Raw genomic sequence first — 18,045 nt, 5'->3', positions numbered from 1 at the left:
ATCGTTAAACAGCTTTGAGGAAACGGGGAAAATTGGCCCGACGGATTGGACAGATCGCATAATGTAGCATTTGGCGGGCATGGAAGCGCGCCAGCATGCGTGCTGACTAGCGCCCCATAGTCCCAGCATAGCCCGTACCGTCGTCGGGGTTCTGTAAGTCGGCGCGCGGTGAACCTGGGGACGCAGCGGACCTCGTGACCTCGTCCAAAGGCGTGTGCCGATCAACCGGCTGGACAGAAAACAGAACCCCGACGCATTGGTTATCTTGCTGCATGCGCTGCGCCATCGCCAGCGCGCCAAGCAGGAGCGCGCTATCGGCTCAGCCGCCGTTGCTACCGAACAGGCCGCCCTGCCCGCGTTCATTTCGTCTGCGCATGGCGCGGCGGCAGGCAGGGCCTTGACGAGGTGAAGATGGAAGTGCGATTCTATTTCTAGAGCGAAGAACTTTACGTTTCGACCTATATATTTATGGAATAGGGCACCCAATTTTCTGCATGTGACGCGTAGTTTAGCCAGACGAACTGCACAGAAACACAGTAAAATATTATAAGTATGAGTATGGAAGGATTAGTGGCGGCTTTACCACGGCCGAGAATTTGAGGTAGTCGACTGAAGGTAACAAGCTGAAGAGGTATGAAATACAGAGATATCCGGTCGAGGCCCGAGGTAGCTGAGGCGACAAAAAAGATGGCAACTGATCCAATTGATAGAATCGAGCAAACCATCCAAAAACTCTTTTGGAAATCCTCGATCTCAAATTTTGTCCGGAATGCAATAAAAATACCGGCAGCCAAAACATTCATAGAAACTCGAATCATAGCTCCCTGGGAATCGTAATCTCCCTGCACATAATTGGTAATCAATCGATCTGAAGAGTCTCTCAGAATCAATACAAAAAGACTAATAAATAGAACTGCTCCTATAAATCCGAAGATAAAGTTCCTACGTAATATAGGAACGAGGGCGATTGGCAGTATCAAAATGGCAGTTTTGTGGAACAGCGCGGCGATTCCGATCAAAGACACTAGCCTAACAAGTTTTTGATTCGAGGCATCAGCGATGGCAAAGCAGACGATGCCGATCGCTGCCGCTTGTCGCGTATACCCCATCGCGACGACAATGATTAGGTACGGGACCGCCACGAGCATCGCCAGGGCAGGGTTCGGTTGCTTCCACGCCAAACGGGCTACCCCGCCAGTGAATAATCCGCCACAGATCAGGTTAACAGGGGTCACCCCCAAATCGAACTGCGCGCTGAGCCAATTTAACGCGCCATAGGCTGGATCCGACCTCTGCAACGCATTAGGCAACGTCAGAAAGACGATGTCCTCGTAGGTTCTCATGTAAGCGACCCAATCACCGCCGACTTCGAACCTTAATCCGATCATCAGCATGGTCACGGTCGATGCAACGACGAAAAAAACTAACCGAGCATCCCGGGCCTGGCCGCGCCGTGTCTGGATCGCGCCCGCGGCCCACATCGTGAATAGCAACCAATAGGGTAACACAAGCGCTCCATCCGCGGCAGCGCCGCCCCTAGGGAAAGACAGCCGATATAGCCCTCGTCATGGCACGGTCCAGCGCATAAAGGATGCGCGTGGCACGGAGGCGCGGATACGCATGAGCAAGACGATTGTCCTGTCGATAAACACGAGTTGGAATTTGGTCAATTTTCGCAGCAACTTAATCAATAGGTTGCAACGCGAGGGGTTCGACGTCGTTGCGCTTTCGCCGCCTGACGAACATGTCGGCGCACTCGCCGCGCTCGGCGTGCGCCACATCCCGATCGATATAGATGCCAAAAGCCTGTCGCCATTGCACGACCTGAAGCTGCTCGCGCAATACTGGCGAATTCTCCGACGGTTGCGGCCGGCCGCGTTCCTCGGCTGGACGATCAAGCCCAACGTCTATGGGTCGCTCGCTGCGCACGCACTGCGCATCCCGGTGATTAACAACATCTCTGGGCTGGGCACGGCGTTCATCAAGGTCAATCTGCTGACGCGATTGGTCAGAATGTTGTACCGTGCGGCGCTCACCCGCTCGGCTACCGTCTTTTTCCAGAACCGGCACGATCGCGCCATGTTTGTTGCGCAGCGATTGGTCCGGCCAGAAAGTACTGTCTTGCTGCCCGGATCGGGGATCGACCTTGTCCAATTCGATCCTGAAAGGTTCCCGCCCGCCACCCAGCCGTTCGTGTTCCTGCTCGTCGCGCGGCTCATGCGCGATAAGGGCGTGATCGAGTTCGTCGATGCGGCGCGGACCGTGCGCGCGCAGCGGCCTGACGTAGAATTCCATATACTCGGCTTTCTCGACGTGGTGAACCGCACGGCAATTCTGCGTGAAGAGGTCGAGGCGTGGGAGAGCGAGGGCGTGATCCGCTATCTCGGTGCCGCCTCCGATGTCCGTCCGGTGCTAGCAAGTGCCACCATCGTCGTTCTGCCGTCGTACCGCGAGGGGATGCCGCGCTCACTGCTGGAAGCAGCAGCAATGGCCAAACCACTGATCGCGACCGACGTACCGGGCTGCACAGAGATCGCCCGCGCCGGTGAGAATGCGTTGCTATGCGCGGCGCGCGATGCTGGATCGCTGGCCGAGGCAATGCTCGCGATGCTGGCGATGAATCCTGCCGAGCGGATGCGTATGGGGCAACGCAGTCGGGAAATTGCAGAACAGGAATTTGACGTATCGGTGGTCGAGGCGCGCTATCTCGAGGCAATCGAACGGGCCGCGTCGGGGATATGCACCGCGGTTTTGGAAGCGGGGTCTGCGGCGCCCACACCACCCAGCCCGGACGCCTCCGTAGCGATCAGCAATTGACTGAGCTTGGCAGGGCTGATCGTGGAAGCTAGGCGGTCGGTAATATGTTTAAACTCCTGCTAGCCGAGGCCGGACAGCACCGAGCGTGCTCGCGCATCCCATGTATAATGTTCAATCAGCATCTGCCGCGCCGCCCCACCGATCCGCTGCCGTAAAACCCGATCGTCGCGCAGATCGCGTAGCGCGATGACCCAGGCATCGACATTATCGCCATCGCGAAGCAATGCCGTCTCACCGTCGGTTAACACTTCGCGCAGAACGGGCAACGCAGTGCTGACGATTGCGCGGCCAGCCGCCATATATTCGAACATCTTGAGCGGGGAAAAGTATTCGGCGATGTCGATCTTGTCGAGTCCGATGCCGACCTTGCTCTGATACGGCGCGAGCAACGCATGTCCCGACGCGAGCAACGCCGGCACTTCCGACGGTGGGCGCCGGCCGATCAATTCGACGTTTGCGATCCCCGCAACTTTGGCCTGCCACTCCGGCAGTACATCGGGATGGCACCCGGCCAACTTGAACCGGATGTCGGGTGCCCGGCGAGCGATTGCGAGGGCGAGCTCGACGCCACGCCCGGCAAAAAAGCTGCCAGCGTACACTGCCGTAAACGGCGCCGATTCATCTTCCGGAGACCAATTCTCGTCGGCATCTGCCCCGTCATGAGCGACATAAAGCAGATCGTCCAATCGCGCCGAGTCGATCTGCTCAAGAAACAACCGCTTCAACGCCTCTGAAATGACCGTCAGACGTACTAGATGCTTGCTGCGCAACAGTAGCGTCAGGCATTGCATCTCGGTCTTTCCCAGAACGGCCGGGGGGCCATGCGCCTCGAAGACGGTTTCGATCCCCATCCGCGTCGCTACCACGGCGGTCTGGATGTTCCGCGTATAGACCAGGTCGGGACGCGCTTTCAGCAGATGCGCACCGGCAGCCAGGGCAAAAAGCCAGCTATTGCCTGGTACCGGCAGTCGTTTCCACGCCCGCACGATCTCGAAGACCGGTTCGACGCCATAGTGGTCGAACGTCTGTCGGCCACCATTCTCTCCGCCGTGCGGCACGATCAGGCGGACATCATGCCCGGCGCGCCCAAAAGACTGACACATTCGCATTACATGAACGGTATTCGCCCAAGGCATCGGCACCGGCATCGGATGAACATAGGCAAGCTTCATCGGTCTTCGCCGTATTCCGCAACGCCCTTCCGGCCCAATAATTTGCGCGCTGCCTTGCGCAACTCGCCAGATAGCCTTGCCCAGCCGCGCGGTGCCCCGATCCACGTGCCAGCATGACGCGGTAGCTGCGTCGATGGAAGCCTCCCCGCCCATTTCGCCGGATCGCGGACTCCGAGTGCAGTGACATAAAGGGCGGCATCCTTGTGGTCTGTCACCGAACAGTAAGCCAACGTCATGCCTTCGCGTTCGAACAGGCGTCGCATTGCTTGCGGAGTGAAGCGCCAATAGTCGCCGAAACTTTCCTCAAAATGCTCGACCTGCGCGAATGGCACGATGATCAGAACGGCATCGCGCGACATCTCACAAATGTTGTGGAACGCGTCGAACAACATGAAGACGTGCTCGAGCGTCGTATGATTGAACGCGAGGTCAAACCTATGCTTGAGCTCGGCGGGCAATGTCCGCTCCAGATCGAGCGGAATCTCGCCATCCGCACCCTCGCCGTGATCTCCGCCATAATTAGTGATGGCATAGGACTTCTTGTTCGTGAAATACGAGCGGTAGACCCCGCCTTCCTTGTCGCGATCGTCCCATCCCGACACGTTAACAATATCCCCATCAAACAAAGGACCTAGCGTAGCGATTTCCCGATTGGACCATTGTCGGGCCGACCGAAAGCGGCGATCTGCTGTAGTCGACATGTTTATTCTCCGGCCTGTAGCGATGGTTTGGTATGCACCGCGCGCGACAAAGCGCGGACGATAAGAAATGTATTGGTCAAAAACCACACCAGGTTAAACACGAGTTGTGATGCACCCGCACCAACAAGGCCATAGTTGATGACGGCCCATGGCCCGATCGCCATCATGGCGGCAAAGGCGACGACGTAGGTATAAAGGTGCTGCACCGCTCCGATGACGTTCATCGCCGCCGCCCGTATCCAGAAACCGGCAAGGAAAATGGCAAAGGCCGCCATTAGCCAATAAAGCGGCGTGGCGGCGTGCTCAAAGCCCGGACCGGCGACTGTACGAATCACGAGCGGCGCGAAGATCAGCGTTCCCAGCACGAACACGATGCCAGCCCCGAGGCCAATCAGGAAGAAGCGCGACAATACGCGTTTGAGCCGCGCCGGCGACTCGGCCGCTGCGAGCCGCGAAATCTCGGGATAGGCCACCTGTCCGAGGGGGTCGGCGACCCGTCCGGCGATCGAGCTAACCCGCTGTGCAATGGCATACAAGCCAACAGCTGTCGGCCCTACCAAGCCCGCCAACATGAACACGTCGGCGCGACTACGCAACGCGTTGATCGACGACATGACAAACGAACTGCTCGATATCTTGCCAAATTCTGGCAACTGGGTGCGCAACGCGCCGATCGCGAAACCGGATCGCAAAGGCAACCCGCGCCGGCGCCACAAAACTAGCGCTACAACGCACATCGCAAGGTTAAGGGCGACGGTCAGCGCTGCAAAGGTCGCGACATAAGCGAACAATTCAGCATGGAACACCATGAGCAGGATCGACGCAGCAAGCCGCACGAGGGCATCGGTAATATTGAGCGCCGCCAATACCGAAAATCGATCGAACAGGCGCAACAACCCGGTGGTGGCGCCGCTTACCCGGAAGAACAACGATAACGACATCAAATCGAGATAGACTTGCTGTTGAGGCGCGACGCCGAGCCAAGGGCCGGCCACCCGCACGAGCAACAGGCCCAGCATGCCGGCACAAAAAGCCGCGGCGAGATCAAACCCGACAGCCAGTGCCAAAGCGTCGCGTAAGCCATGATGGTCTTTACGGTCGAGCTGCCGCGCGCCGAGCGTGATCAGCGGTTGCCAAGTGTCGAACGTGAACAGGCGCTCGAGCACCATCGCATAGGTCTGCGCTAGGACCAGGAGGCCAAGCAGGGCTGGTCCCAGCGCGCGCGCATTGATCGCTACCTGCAGGATTCCTGCCAGAACCACAACACCGGTACTGCCGAGCAAATAGCCGGCATTGCCGGCCACGCGGCGATAGATCGCTCGGTAAGAAAGGTTCGGCGTGTCCTGCCCGCGCGGCTCGGTCACCGGCTTGCCGGGCATGCAGCAGGTTTCGTCATACAGGCCCGCACCGGTTCACGCAGATCGCGCATGGCATTGCTTTGGACTGTCGCATACCGAACGAGCTACGGTGTAATTCAATTGAGTTCCCCGATTGCGACCGACAGCGTACCTCGTCGACCGCGCAGGCGCATAGCGCGATGACCTGCGGCGTTCAAAGTAAAACAATGGCTTGTTAAATTCCGATCGGTAATGGCGGATGCGCCATAATCGCGAGGGCGTTTTTGCTGACTAGCAATCGCGTGCCGCAGCCTCGTCCACTGTGCTCACAATCCCTGCGTCCGTATCACCGGAGACAGGTATGCCGACGCGATGCCCGGCGATGAACGAGACGCCCTCGCCGCTGTCGCCGTTGGCGATCACCGCGACACGACACCGGAGCCGAGCGCCTTAGCCGGCGAGGTGGGCGAAGCCGGCCTTGTCGCATAACGGCACGACGTGCGTTTGCCGTAGCTGTACGCACGTCTGCGGCGCCAACGGTCCGATCACCACGCAGTAATGTCGAAACCGTGTCCGGCCGCAGCTTGGCGCAAAGCATTCAAGTCCTCGCCGGAATGCAACGCTACCTGCACGTTGGCACCTTTGAGCTCACCGCATTGATCCAAGAAAACAAAATATTGCACAGTACCACCCGCTGAGTAACGTGCTCGGCGAGACGGTCCCTAGCGGTTGCTGCACTACCAGTGCCGCAGGGAGGTGATAGCGCTCGAATAAGTATCGGTCGGGATCAAAACGAAATCTGTTCTCGGAGCCAGGAGCGGTTTTTCGAGCGGATGATAGTCCGCTGCGGCAAGGCGCAGGGACACAATGCACGTATCCCGGCGCATGGCTGGTCGGCCGCGACGCGGTGAACCATAGACCCTCGCTTTAGCCGCCCGGCGCCCGCCATCCCCTTCTGCGGAAGGCGCTAATTTCGTATATGAACCGGATAAGTGTACCCACGCTGAGCAAGAGGCGGCAACGGCAAGGATATATGTGTGCGCGTGGATCAGATCGGCGCCGATGCGGCGGTTGGCCCCGTACCGTTCATGTCAGCGCAATGCAGTCCCAAGCGGTCCCAATCAGTCTTGGCTGCCGAACGCAGCGCCCGGCAATCCAATTAATGCCGAAGGCTTCGCATGTCCGGGGGCTATCCTCATCAGAGTTGGGGTGTTGAGATCCTCCGTCTTGTAATCGCCATCAGCGCAAACGACGGGGGGCTTCCAGAAGTGTCCGATATCCACGCACCTGAGGCATGCCTGAAGGTTCGCCCAGTCCGATTTATGAGCGACAGACGATGCTCGTGGGAGGTCCGGACTATTGAATGGGGAGCAACGTTGACGCTTGACGAATGTCGAATGACCGTTGGCTACGGCAAAGGCCGTTCCCGTGCTTGCCGTACCATGATGCACCGGCTACGTAGCACGCGCTCGTCAACCATAGTGATTATTGCTTCATATGAAAATAATCGTGGCGATCAAGTATTGTGGTCGAACGGGAAGTGCTAGGCAGAGTCTATTGCAATATGTACCGTATTCGATACTGCCGGGATACAAGTCAACGGCCAGTGCTTTGCCGTCAGTTCTACTTGCGTGGTTTTGGCGCGCTTCATGGCTCCGGTTTGCCGGCCCCCGATTTTCGGCGCGGGACCGGGAATGCGCGGCTACATCGGCGCCGTCCTGTCTGGCTGGTTCAGCACGGATTGGCTGGCCAGTGAAATTCGTGTCGCAGTCGCTTGCGACCCGACTGCACGGTTCCAGATCGTGACCCGCAACGATGCCGCTCGCGCGCGCACTTCTCTTAGCCTTGCAAGCGCGTTGGCGGGAAGGCTCAATATCGATTTGCAGCCTCTGGGGGGAGCGAACGCCGTGCGCGGTGACGCGCTCCCGATGTTCCTTTATGCCGGCGGCGAAGTGCCCGAGGTAGGACGCTCGCCGACGCGAACGGACGAGGTTCTGGGTTGCTGGCCGACCGCAGTTGCGGACAACGGCGTCGGTGACGTGGCTTGCATCGTTTGCGAAAACAATTTCGGTGAGGTTATTCTTGACAGAGTTACAATTGACGAGGGCGCAGTGATTGCCGCAGGCGCAGTGGTAGATCGCGACGCTGCTCTAAGAACCGTTGTTGTCGGGTTTTCAGCACGTCTGGTTACCGAACGGAGTGAAGTGATGTGACTTCGGTGATCTATATTTCTCGCACCGGCATGCTTGAGCCGCTCGGGCAGAGCCAAGTGCTTGCCTACCTAAAAGGCCTGTCAACAAAACACGAGATTACGCTTATCAGTTTTGAACGTGATGCCGATCTTCTCGACCGCGCCCATTTATCTCAGATTGATGCCGCATGCGCTGAACACGGCATACGCTGGATCAAGCTGCGTTATAGGCAAAAGCCCAGAATTTTAGCGTCCACATTTAATCTCATTCAAATAATATATCATACGGCACGCGAAGTTCGAAGCACGCATGCGAAGTTGATCCACGCCCGATCCTACATTCCAGCGGCCGCTGCCTGGGCAGTATCACGCATCACAGGCACACCCTACGTTTTCGATATGCGATCATTGTGGCCTGAGGAACTCATCACCTCCGGTCGGATGCGTCGCGGATCTTTCTTACACAAGTTGATTTTCAAGGCTGAGCGGCGCCTGCTCTCTGATGCAAAGATAGTCGTATCGTTGACGCAGGCCGGTGCGCGCTATCTACAATCGGTGCACCCAGACACTTTTTCTAACGACCAGCTCCGAGTGATTCCCACCTGCGCCGATCTTGACCGCTTCACGCCCGCGCCGGAGGCTAAAGGTCCCGCGCCCTTAATTGGCTGCCACGGCTCGTTGAATAACGGCTGGTTTCGGGTTGATTTACTAGCAAAGATGTTCGATCTGCTTGCGGCGCGCCTTCCTCAGGCGCGCTTCGAAATTATCACCCGAGAGGATCCGGCGGCAGTGCTCGCGGCGCTTAGCTCAGCACTTGGCGTGGTGCCGGATTGGTACGCACGGCTGACAATCAGTAGGGCGAAGGCCTCGGAAATTCACGAGCGTCTCCAACGGCAGAGCCTGTCGATGTTCTTCTATGCCTCCGGCGCCGCCTCTGAGTTAGGTCGCTCACCAACACGAATGGGGGAATCTCTAGGCTGTGGCGTTCCCGTTTTGGCTAACGAAGGGGTTGGCGACGTGGCTGAGACGATACGTCAAAGCCAAGTCGGCTACGTTATCGATGGCGAGGATGAGGCCGCTCTCAGGCGGGCCGCTGATGCTGCGATCGTGCTTTTGCGTGACCCTGATATCGCTGAACGTTGCAGACAGGCCGCCGAGAAAATCTATTCCCTCGATACTGGTGTTCAAAGCTACCAATCTATTTACCATCAAATCGAGTCCGATGAGAACGCGCGAGTCCAGGTTCTTTAATTTGGGCTCGAAATAGAAGATACGGGAGCAGAAAATTGTCCGATATACTGATCACTGGCGGTGCCGGATTCATAGGCAAGCGCTTGGCACTTTCGCTCGGCAGGGCGGGACATAGCGTAACCGTGTTTGACAACCTCCATCCACAAGTTCACACAGATCCGGGCGGTACGATTGTTGAATTGAAAAATTCACAAATCGAATTTATACAAGGTAATATACTGGACCGCGAAGCCTTGCTCAAAGCGATAGTCGTCGCTCGAGCTGAAATCATCGTTCACTTAGCTGCGGAGACCGGCACTGGTCAGTCTTACGATATGCCGGCGCATTACTGCGACGTTAATGTTACTGGAACGGCTCGACTGATAGAGGCGGTCAGGGCCGCCGAGATCCAAGGAATAGGTGTCCGCAGGGTGATTCTTGCCGGCTCACGTGCCGTCTACGGCGAGGGCGCCTGCCGTAATCGCAACGGGGTCGAGGTAACCGCCTTACCACGCCTCTCGGCCGACCTAGCTGTCGGTGACTACGGCCCCAAGGACGCCGCGGGCACTTCTCTTCAGCCCATTGCTAGCCGGGCCTCGACAACTACACCGGCGCCCGCGTCAATTTACGCCTCAAGTAAGCTCATGCAGGAATATTTGCTGCGGCAAGGGTTCGAGCAATCTGTCGTCAGGGTCTCGATTTTGCGCTTGCAGAATGTCTATGGAGCCGGTCAGTCGCTGCACAATCCCTATACAGGGGTGCTTTCGATCTTTGCTCAACAATTGCTCGAGGGTAAAACCTTGAATATTTTTGAGGACGGCGAGATCGTGCGAGACTTCGTGTACGTTTCTGACGTGGTTGCCGCCTTTCATCGGCTATGTGAACTCGAACAAGCTCCCGAGGAGACCGTTGATGTGGGTTCAGGTAAGGGGGCATCAATCATCGAGGTTGCTCGGACGATGATCGACGCGCTTGGCCTTTCGGGCAATCTTATAACGGTCACTGGCCAATACCGCCCCGGAGATGTCCGCTTCGCGGTGGCTGACATTTCGGCCGCGGAACGGGTCCTAGGTTGGACTCCCCAAATTGGCCTAGGTGACGGGATCCGTGCGCTGGTTGAATGGGCTCGCAACACCGCATGAATGGTCAGGTCGCTATCGCTATCTCGGCCTTTCGCTCAGATATCGCAGTCATCTCTCTTCTCGAGGCTATTAACGCTGATCCCCATCCCGAGGTTCGAGCGGTCATTGTGGTCGACTCGCTAGGGAGCGGTGCAATCGCGGAGACTGCGGCGATACGGCGGTGGCCACTACTGTACGAAAATGCGAATGCCAATCTTGGGTCGGCCGGCAACCTTGCGCGACGCATGGAACTTGCAGCGGAGACTGGCGCTAGTTGGTGTTTGTGTCTCAATCATGATGCCAGTTGGGAGCCTCACCGGCTGTCAGCGATGCTCTCGGCCGCGACTTCTCGTCCGTACGTAGGCGCTGTTTATCCTATGCTCGACCATAGTCCGCGGAGCCCACGCTGGGAAGACGGTCGGCGGCAGTTCACGCCATCCGCTGGCAGTAGGTTGCTTGAAGTGCCGATAGACGAACCCACCGCAGAAGTCCTATGGAGCAGTTCCAATTCGGCACTCTATTCTATGGGGCCATCTGCAGACAATATTGTTGTGATGTCTGATCTTTGGATGGGATACGAGGACCTAGCCTACGGTATTGCTTTGCATAAAGGGGGGTGGTTACAGCTCTCTTGCCGATCCGCCTTTTTGACCCAGGTTTTCGATTACGTTCCACGTAAATTCTTCGGGCGCACCCTGTATATCCCTGACAAACCGGTTTGGTACTCATACTACAATATCCGTAACTTGATCTTGATCCGTTATGAGTATGGTTCCCGAGGGGTTTCCCTCGGTGCAATTGTATCAAAGCTGGTACAGTCGGTATTGAGAACCTTGCTTCTAGAGGACAAAAAGATTGCGCGCATCGGCATGTTCTGCACGGGTGCCTTAGCCGGAATTCGAAACCGAAGGGGAAAGGGGCCCCATCCATGACTTTCGCGTAGACTCTGTGCTCCCCGTGGTCAGGTCGCTCATGGCTAAGCTTCGATAGTCGTTTGAGCCTGGCGTGGTCGGTTCGGGAACTCGAGGGGCGCCGCCCTGCCAATGGTGGCGTGCGGGCGGAGGTAGGGCGGGAAGCATGGCGGAATAGGCTGGCGTAGCGGCGGGCAGCATTGCACTGTCACGATTTGTAGGTTTGTAAAAAATTAGAGCTGTTCTTGCGGGTCATTCAACGCAAGAGAGGATTTAGGGGGGGATGTCCGTGTTACCTTTGAGTTTTGCAGCTCTGGCTGGGTCTCGAGGTGATCCGGTAGGGGAAGGTGCGATCGAGTGGACGGCTGCCGTGTGGCGCTGGCGCGACGTATTTTCATTTTTATTGGCAGCCTAGATGAACCCTCATCTACGTTATCGCCCCGATATTGACGGGTTGCGTGCAGTTGCGGTCATACCTGTGCTGCTTTTCCACCTTAGGGCCGGCCCTCTTACGGGTGGGTTCATCGGGGTGGATGTATTCTTTGTAATTTCGGGATATTTAATCGGCCGAATAATTCTCGAAGGCGCGCAGAACGCCACGTTCTCGGTCACGCAATTCTACGTGCGCCGTATCCTGCGCATCTTGCCCGCAATGCTCGTAATGATCGCTTTAACGACTATCGGTGCCGTGCTGATGTTGATGCCGGTGGAGCTGGAATCCTATGGATCCTCGCTTGTCTCGGCAGCCTTGTCCTATTCCAATATTCATTTCTGGCTTACAGCTGATTATTTTGGCACCGACGCGGATACTGCCGCTCTTCTGCATACCTGGTCTTTGGCGGTTGAAGAACAGTTCTACATAGTGCTGCCTCCACTGGTATTTACTGTCATGGCGATCGCGCGTCGCCGGCTTGGCGCGGCGCTGATCGGGTTAACGCTTTCATCGTTTCTGTGGAGCCTTTGGAGCGTTTCCAACACGCCGGACGCAGCATTCTATCTTCTTCCATCGCGGGCATGGGAACTAGGCATCGGCGTGCTTTTGGCACATGGCTATGGTGATTGGAATTTTCGGCCGTGGCAACGCCAGGCGGTGGCATCGGCCGGGTTTGCCGCCATAATGGCATCATTCCTATTGGCCACGTCAAAGACGCCGTTCCCGGGCCTTGCTGCGCTACCAGCGTGTGCCGGGGCCGGCGCGATTATCCTCGCAGGCCGGTCCGGTAGCACATGGGTCGGCCGTTTTCTTGCGATCCGCCCGATGACGTTTGTCGGCGCGATCTCGTATTCGCTATATCTCTGGCACTGGCCGATCATCGTGGCACAACATGTTTGGCTAGTCTTCGGAGACGGTCTAACCACACAAGCGGAGAAAGGCCTTTTGATATTTGTCTCTTTTGCAGCGGCAATCCTGTCATGGCGCTTCGTCGAACGCCCGTTTCGCCGCATGGCAGATACGGCGCGACCGGCCAAGGTGTTCGCAATAGCCGCGGGCATTGTTGCGACCTTCGGTGTGATAGGCTTCGCTCTGGTCCGCGCGAAGGGTTTGCCGAACAGAATTCACCCAGAGATTGCCCAGGTGGCAGCGTACCTTGATTACGAAAAGCATGATTTCTTCCGTCAGGACAGCTGTTTCGTGGCCGCGCAGCGGCCGGCAGAGTTTGACGCCGCAAGCTGTTTGCGTCGTAGTCCCATAAAACCGAACTATCTTGTGCTGGGCGATAGTTATGCCGCCCACCTGTGGTGGGGTTTGGCACGCGCAATGCGCAACGCTAATGTCATGCAGGCGACGGCTGGGGGCTGCCCGCCGGTCCCAGGAGGAAGCTACCCTCGTTGTAGAGCGCTGATGCAGTTCATGCTCGACGACTATCTCGCTAAAGAACGTCCCGATGGCGTTTGGTACGCAGCGAACTGGGTGGAGACGCCAAGCGAGACGATTTTCGCCCAAATTGATCGCCTGAGCCGCCGCGGGATTCCGGTCGTGCTGGTCGGTCCCGTGCCGAGGTATGACAAACCATTGCCACGCTTGTTGGCTTTGGCTCAAATGCGTAGCGATCCGGCACTGCCAGAACGCCACCTACTGCCGAAATTGGCTAAGCTCGACCGCGAACTCTCGACACGAGCGGCAATGGCCGGCATTTCGTATGTCTCACTGTACAAGACGCTCTGCCCTAAGCAAAAGTGCCTTACGCGACTGCCAGGCGGGGTGCCCACGCAGTTTGACGAAGGGCATTTTACCTATGCAGGCTCTGCCGCCGTCGCACCGGCGCTCATAGCCGCGATGCAGGAAAACCGTTTGGCAGCTCGCTAGTTTCAGGCAAATGGACGGTGTGACCGGCGGCGTCTAATCACCTCGTCGAACATGCCGAGAAACCAAGAGCCAACTAAGAAGACCGCGCCGAGCACGATGCCGCTCCACGGATTGTAAGCGCTAAGATCGATACCGATGTGGTCCGCGGTATTGTCTATTAAAGACGTGAGTGGCTTGTGAACGGCGTATAACGCGTACGATGCAAGGCCGAGTGCATTAGCCAGCCAGATACCAGACCGAATCTCGTTTTTTGCAGCGAGTACCAGCAGCATCGGAAAAACGATCATTACGAGAGTCAAATCGTACGCCGGGCCGAAACTGAGCAACATGAGCGGATAAGGCAGCAAGACCAATATCCAGGCTGGGAAGGTTACTCGGCCCAACCTCGGATGAATGCGATGCAGCAGGATCCCCAACGAAAATGAAAATGTGACGCGAGCCAATCCGGTGTCTAACGTAGCAAGTGCGAATCCACCTTCGAGATTACCGTCCCTAAAAGCAACAGATATTAGCGCGACAGAAGAAATGGCAAGCAGGATTAGCAGGTTGCGGATCGTCGCTGCGCGCCAAGTCAGTACGAAAATCAGATTGGCTAACAACTCTAGGCCAAGCGACCAAGCGACTTTGTTTAATGGATAAAGATGCGTTATTCCCGACGGAAGCATTAGGCTCGCGCCTATCGCTTGGGGTGCTAACCACCATGATGGTGTCGCGATAGCGGCGACTAATATGCCGATGCACGTTCCCAGCATGTATAAGGGCCAGAATCGAAAGACTCGTTGCTGCATGAATGCTTGTGCAGTCAGCCCAGCGGCAAAGCGAGGTTCGTAAATGCGCGCGATGATGAAACCCGACAGGGCAAAGAAAAGATCAACCGCTAAATAACCACCTGTTGCCTTTAATGGGCCGAACCAACCGGAGCCGTGGAGCATGACGACGCAAAATGCTGCGACGCCGCGCATGGCATCGAGCGTGTGAAATCTAGATTCCAATTAAAGGCCTCGAGCTTTTGTTGGGAACAAACGAGGCCCGGCGCTATACCATGGATTTTCCATGAAGGAAGTACCCGTCGGGCGCGCCGTCTGGGCAATATCTGCTCTCACGCGCTACGATCGCCGCTGCAAGCTGACGGCCATAGACCGCGTTGCCTTCTTGCGTAAAGCTCCGCGCCCAGCTGTTCAGGCACAGGATGTCTGGCACTTAGCGAGCGGATCAGTGGCAACCGTTTTGGAACATGTAGCTGCGGAACGGACAAGGAATACCGCGGAGGGTAGGCACCTCCGCCGACCGCACTTTCCGGCAAGCGAAGCGAGCGGAAGGATAAATGGCTCACATTGACCGATCATATGGCTCGTCATAAGGCGGCGGCACCCGGGGGGCGACATTCGACCATGCAGCATATGAAATATCGACCCGACATTGACGGCCTCAGAGCGTTAGCGATTTTGCCGGTCCTATTTTATCATGTCGGATCAACCCTGGTTTCTGGTGGATTTATCGGCGTCGATGTCTTTTTCGTCATCTCCGGCTATCTAATCACCCGCACGATACGGGATGAGATCGACAGCAACAGCTTTTCCATTATCGCTTTTTATGAACGGCGCGCGCGTCGTATTCTGCCCGCATTATTTGCCACTATCTTCACAGTTTTTATCGTTGGCGCCCTTGTGTTGATGCCGGACGAATTTCGAGAGCTGGGGTCCCGTATCGTTGCGGTCGCGTTCTTCGCGTCGAATATTCTGTTTTGGCAGCAGGCTGATTATTTTGCTGGTCCAGTAGAGCTCGAGCCGCTCGTGCACACGTGGTCGCTGGCGGTAGAAGAACAATTCTACATCGTTTTTCCACTGTTACTGCTGGCCCTCTCGCGATTTTTTAAACGCCGCTATTTCGGCCCTACCTTGTGCCTGGCAATTGTCTCGTTCTTACTTAGTGTAGCGATGATGAATATCGACCGCACCGGCGATTATTACCTGCTGCCTACGCGGGCGTGGGAACTGCTCGTTGGGTCGCTGCTCGCGTTCGACCGGCTCGGCACCGTAAAACGAGGTTGGTTCGCAGACGCCCTGTCCGCGGGCGGTGCGGCACTGATTTTGGCGTCGTCGATGTTGCTGACCAAGAACAGCGACTTTCCGGGTGTCAACGCGCTGTGGCCGGTATTAGGCGCGGCGGCGATCTTGTACGCGAATGCCGGGGGACGGACCGTGGTCGGGCGGGTGCTGGGGTCGAAACCGTTCGTGGCGATAGGCCTAATCTCTTATTCGCTGTACCTCGTGCACTGGCCGATCATAGTCTTCTTCAGATATGTCCTTTTACGTGATTTCACGGCAATTGAGAAGGTCGCGCTGATCAGCTTGATGTTCGCGCTGGCCAGCTTGTCATGGCGTTTCGTCGAGCGGCCGTTCCGCAACAAGCACCGCGTTTCGCGCCGCCAGATTTTCGTGGGATCTGGAGTCGTGATTGCGCTCGCCACTATATGCGGGCTGGTAATATTCCTCACCGACGGCGTACCGCAGCGGTTTCCCAAGCTGGCGAGCTTGGTCAATGAGCCACGAAAGCAACTTCCTGGGCCGCTCTGCATGATGAGTGGGCTAAAGGCCGAACAGTGGGCTGGAGAGGACTGTTATCTCACTCGAGGCGGCGGGGCGCCTACGACGTTGTTATGGGGCGATTCCCATGCCAGCCAATATCGGAATGACTTTCGGCAGGTGCGCCCCGAACTGGTGCCCAATCTCCTGATGTACGCGACGATGGGGTGCATTCCTGTTTTCGATGTGAATGTGTCGAGTCGTCCGGCGTGCCGCGCTAGCAACGACGACGTGCCTAACATCATTCGCGCTTACGGCGTCAAAACGGTCATCATGTCAGGCAATTGGGATTATGCGATGAAGAGCGATCACGTGTCGATCGCCATGCTGGCTCGGACGATAGATCGCTTGAGAGCACTAGGGGTGCAGGTGAAGATCATCGGCGACAATCCATTCTACCCGTTCGCGAACCCCAAATTTCTGGGTTATCGGCTCGGCCAGCGGCCCCACCCGGAAGAGCCCTTCTATATGACCCCTAGCAATGACTGGGCGGTGACCCCGCAAATTCGTGAACTGGTGCAGCGCTCCGCATTTTTCGACCCAATGGCGATGCTGTGCAATAAGGCGAAACGCGAATGCTTGGTCTATGAACAGGGCAAGCTGATCAATAAAGACGTCGGCCATTTGTCTCCTTACGGCAGCAGCAAGGTGATGTCGCAGATGCGACCCTTCCTAGCATCGAGGGCGGGTAAAAATTGAGCTACTGCCGCCCCGCAATTGCGCGATAGCGCGTGCGAACTGCGGCCCATAGCTGACGTCCAGGGCGAAACTGCTGGATTATCGCGCTTGATCGGGCGGTGGGAGGGATGCGGCACGTCTATGTATCGGCCGGCATCCGCACAAGCCGCGCAGCGCGGAGAGGGAACTGTCGCCGCGTTGCCTCGGCGTGCCGGATGCGAACGTGGAGTGCCCTATCTGTGCACGCCTAGCTGATCGGCCGGCGTCCAAGCTTAACTCGGGCAGCCCGCCAGCGGCGTACCCGTCGCCAACATCGCAGCGGTTCAGCGGGCTCGAGCTTCCCTCCCGCCGCGCCGGGGGTGCCCGGCTAAATTGCACTGCCGCGTCGGTCAACCGTTCCAAAACCTCACTGCACTAGCCCTTATCGACGGCCACCATTTCGCCTGGCTTCCGCCAGCTGAATGGCGTCAGCCGTTCGACCTTGGTCAGCCCAGGAACAGCGTCGGCCCCTTGGTTCGTGCGATCGATGCTGGCGTTTAGCTGGTGGCGCAAGCCGTCGACGGAGTGGCAAGGAGAGGATTGCCAGGAGGCGCATGCAGAACGGCATCAAGTTAATTGCGAAGAGCTTAAGGGTGGCCTGAACGGCAATCGTGGAGAGAGCATCAGCCCGGGTGACGCGGCGACCGATCGAATTGTCGATGGCTCCGGTGGTGCGCGCGTCCGCGCGCGTCTTGCCGATGCGTTCCGCATGCTAGCGCCCACCTTGATGGAGACCTTTGCCGCGCCCCCTGCGCCCGCCGTCGCGATGGATGACTGTGGCGAAGGTGGCAAGCAGGAGACACCTGCGATGATGAGCCGGGCGCAGGTCATGCTGGCAACGACTTGACGACCAATTCTTTTGATAGCCCGGGATTTGAGGCACGCCGGTACACTCGTAATAAACGTCGCCGACATGCAAGCCGACCAGTGCTTCGCAGCGATAACCGCGATCACT

14 protein-coding genes are annotated in these 18,045 nt (G+C 57.3%); 9 read left to right on the top strand and 5 right to left on the bottom strand.

The genetic code is table 11. The features are described from left to right. Positions 1–214: 214 nt before the first annotated feature. Positions 215–409, top strand: coding sequence for a hypothetical protein (locus U1739_RS18350; protein WP_332710050.1), 195 nt, complete (start codon positions 215–217; stop codon positions 407–409). A 49-nt stretch (positions 410–458) separates the two neighbouring features. Here U1739_RS18350 and U1739_RS18345 read toward each other — a convergent pair whose 3' ends face one another. Continuing rightward, complete coding sequence (locus U1739_RS18345) at positions 459–1,481, bottom strand: EpsG family protein (RefSeq protein WP_332710049.1); 1,023 nt, start codon at positions 1,479–1,481, stop codon at positions 459–461. A 139-nt stretch (positions 1,482–1,620) separates the two neighbouring features. On the opposite strand from U1739_RS18345, the gene U1739_RS18340 reads away from it, so the two are divergent. Further along, complete coding sequence (locus tag U1739_RS18340; protein WP_332710048.1) at positions 1,621–2,817, top strand: glycosyltransferase family 4 protein; 1,197 nt, start codon at positions 1,621–1,623, stop codon at positions 2,815–2,817. Between the two features lie 59 nt (positions 2,818–2,876). Here the strand turns inward: U1739_RS18340 and U1739_RS18335 are convergent, their stop codons facing one another. The 3 genes from U1739_RS18335 to U1739_RS18325 are packed head-to-tail and all read right to left on the bottom strand — an operon-like array spanning position 2,877 to position 6,069. Beyond that, the gene (locus U1739_RS18335; RefSeq protein WP_332710047.1) at positions 2,877–3,989 is read right to left on the bottom strand and encodes a glycosyltransferase family protein; all 1,113 of its coding nucleotides are present in this window, start codon (positions 3,987–3,989) and stop codon (positions 2,877–2,879) included. Next, a complete protein-coding gene (locus tag U1739_RS18330) occupies positions 3,986–4,690 on the bottom strand; it encodes a hypothetical protein (protein ID WP_332710046.1) in 705 nt (234 codons plus the stop codon). The genes U1739_RS18335 and U1739_RS18330 overlap by 4 nt, the downstream gene beginning before the upstream one ends. 2 nt (positions 4,691–4,692) lie before the next feature. Then, positions 4,693–6,069, bottom strand: a complete 1,377-nt coding sequence (locus tag U1739_RS18325) for a lipopolysaccharide biosynthesis protein (protein WP_332710045.1) — start codon at positions 6,067–6,069, stop codon at positions 4,693–4,695. Positions 6,070–7,721: 1,652 nt separating this feature from the next. Here U1739_RS18325 and U1739_RS18320 point away from each other — a divergent pair. The 5 genes from U1739_RS18320 (at position 7,722) to U1739_RS18305 (ending at position 13,788) form a co-directional block, all read left to right on the top strand. Then, a complete protein-coding gene (locus tag U1739_RS18320; RefSeq protein ID WP_332710044.1) occupies positions 7,722–8,240 on the top strand; it encodes an LbetaH domain-containing protein in 519 nt (172 codons plus the stop codon). Then, positions 8,237–9,469 (top strand): glycosyltransferase, encoded by a 1,233-nt coding sequence (locus U1739_RS18315; RefSeq protein WP_332710043.1) that lies wholly within the window; start codon positions 8,237–8,239, stop codon positions 9,467–9,469. Before U1739_RS18320 ends, U1739_RS18315 begins: the two co-directional genes overlap by 4 nt. 35 nt (positions 9,470–9,504) lie before the next feature. Beyond that, on the top strand, positions 9,505–10,590 hold the full coding sequence (locus U1739_RS18310) for an NAD-dependent epimerase/dehydratase family protein (protein ID WP_332710042.1): 1,086 nt from the start codon (positions 9,505–9,507) through the stop codon (positions 10,588–10,590). Next, positions 10,569–11,501 (top strand): glycosyltransferase family 2 protein, encoded by a 933-nt coding sequence (locus U1739_RS21275; protein WP_443025601.1) that lies wholly within the window; start codon positions 10,569–10,571, stop codon positions 11,499–11,501. The genes U1739_RS18310 and U1739_RS21275 overlap by 22 nt, the downstream gene beginning before the upstream one ends. Before the next feature lie 394 nt (positions 11,502–11,895). After that, complete coding sequence (locus U1739_RS18305) at positions 11,896–13,788, top strand: acyltransferase family protein (protein ID WP_332710041.1); 1,893 nt, start codon at positions 11,896–11,898, stop codon at positions 13,786–13,788. Between the two features lie 2 nt (positions 13,789–13,790). Here U1739_RS18305 and U1739_RS18300 read toward each other — a convergent pair whose 3' ends face one another. Next, positions 13,791–14,780, bottom strand: a complete 990-nt coding sequence (locus tag U1739_RS18300; protein WP_332710040.1) for an acyltransferase family protein — start codon at positions 14,778–14,780, stop codon at positions 13,791–13,793. 342 nt (positions 14,781–15,122) lie between these two features. Between U1739_RS18300 and U1739_RS18295 the strand changes: the two genes are divergently transcribed. Together U1739_RS18295 and U1739_RS18290 are read left to right on the top strand one after the other, a co-directional pair. Beyond that, positions 15,123–17,072 (top strand): acyltransferase family protein, encoded by a 1,950-nt coding sequence (locus tag U1739_RS18295; RefSeq protein ID WP_332710039.1) that lies wholly within the window; start codon positions 15,123–15,125, stop codon positions 17,070–17,072. 505 nt (positions 17,073–17,577) lie between these two features. Beyond that, a complete protein-coding gene (locus U1739_RS18290) occupies positions 17,578–17,937 on the top strand; it encodes a hypothetical protein (protein WP_332710038.1) in 360 nt (119 codons plus the stop codon). Positions 17,938–18,045 lie beyond the last annotated feature (108 nt).

Origin of the sequence: Parasphingomonas puruogangriensis, from assembly GCF_036663635.1 — a bacterium.
In the GTDB taxonomy this organism is placed as follows: domain Bacteria; phylum Pseudomonadota; class Alphaproteobacteria; order Sphingomonadales; family Sphingomonadaceae; genus Sphingomonas.
The sequence above is the reverse complement of the archived record's forward strand: the minus strand, read 5'-3'. Positions and strand labels throughout refer to the sequence as shown.